Genomic DNA, 1,433 nt, shown 5'->3' on the forward strand with positions numbered 1-1,433 from the left:
CCCCCGGCGCCCACCAGACGCAGCACACCGGACCCCAGCACACCGCCCCGCAGCCCGGGATCGGCGGCGGGGGAGCGGTCCCGCCGAGCGGGCCCGGCGCGGTTCCGCCGTTCGGGGGCGCCGAAGGGGGCGGCCCGGCCGGTCCCGGTGGCCCCGAGGGGGCGGGCGGCAAGCGCAAGCGCCCCGGCCCGGTGGCGATCGCCGCCGCGACCGCGCTGGTCACCAGCCTCATCGTGGGGCCCGCGGCGGCCGTGGCCACCACCTACCTCACCGGGGGGTCGAGTTCCCCGGTCAGCTCCCTGACCGGCGGCACCGCGGGCTCGGTGTCGTCCGGGAACGTCAGCGAGGTCGCCGAGAAGGTGCTGCCGAGCGTGGTGTCCATCGAGACCGAGAGCGGGAGCGGCAGCGGGGTGGTGATCAGCTCCGACGGGCAGATCCTCACCAACGCCCACGTGGTGGCGGGGGCGCGCGGCGACAGCGTCCGGGTGCGGTTCAACGACGGCTCGGACGCCGAGGCGCGCGTGGTCGGCACGGACGAGGTCTCCGACATCGCGGTGATCAAGGCCAAGGGGGTGAGCGGGCTGACCCCCGCGACCTTCGGCGACTCCGACAAGGTCGAGGTCGGCGCGGACGTGGTCGCGATCGGGTCGCCGCTGGGGCTGTCCGGGACGGTCACCTCCGGCGTGGTCAGCGCCGTGGACCGGCCGGTGAACACCGGGACGGTGGACGGCGGGCAGGAGCGGCAGCAGGACCCGTTCGGCCTGGGCACGCCCGAACAGGGGCAGGACCGGGTGCAGACCTCGACGGTGATCAACGCGATCCAGACGGACGCCCCGATCAACCCGGGCAACTCCGGCGGGCCGCTGATCAACATGAACGGCGAGGTGATCGGGATCAACACGGCGATCGCCGGGACCTCCTCGGGCGGGCAGGGCGAGCCGGGCTCGATCGGGCTGGGCTTCTCGATCCCGATCAACCAGGCCAAGCCGATCGCCGAGCAGCTCATCGACCAGGGCAGCGCGGACTACGCGGCGATCGACGCCACCGTGGCGGCCGACAGGGGCGGTGTGCGCATCGTGGACACGTCCAAGGGCGGGGCGGCGGCCGAGGCCGGCCTCAAGGGCGGCGACGTGGTGACCTCCGTCGACGGTGACGCGGTGGACAGCCCGGACGCACTGATCGCGAAGATCCGCTCGAAGCAGCCGGGGGAGACGGTGAAGCTGGGGATCACCCGCGACGGCAAGGAGCAGGAGATCGACGTGAAGCTGGCGGCGCAGTCCGCCGACAGCATCGGCGGCTGAGCCGACCGGGCACCGTCGTCCGAACGCCGACCCGGCGCGGACCGGACGCGGGCTGGACGCGGACCGGTTCGGGCCGGGTCGGACCAAGAGAAGAGAGAAGAACGGCGGGGGGGGGGGGGGGGGGGGGGGGGG

Annotated in this window: 1 protein-coding gene; it reads left to right on the forward strand. The window is 74.6% G+C overall.

Features of this window, described 5'->3' with window-relative positions; translation table 11 throughout:
• Window positions 1-1,301: S1C family serine protease (locus D476_RS34685; RefSeq protein ID WP_017626909.1), on the forward strand; the 1,301-nt coding region annotated here is incomplete at its 5' end.
• Between the last annotated feature and the right edge of the window lie 132 nt (window positions 1,302-1,433).

Source organism: Nocardiopsis chromatogenes YIM 90109, assembly GCF_000341185.1.
GTDB lineage: Bacteria > Actinomycetota > Actinomycetes > Streptosporangiales > Streptosporangiaceae > Nocardiopsis_A > Nocardiopsis_A chromatogenes.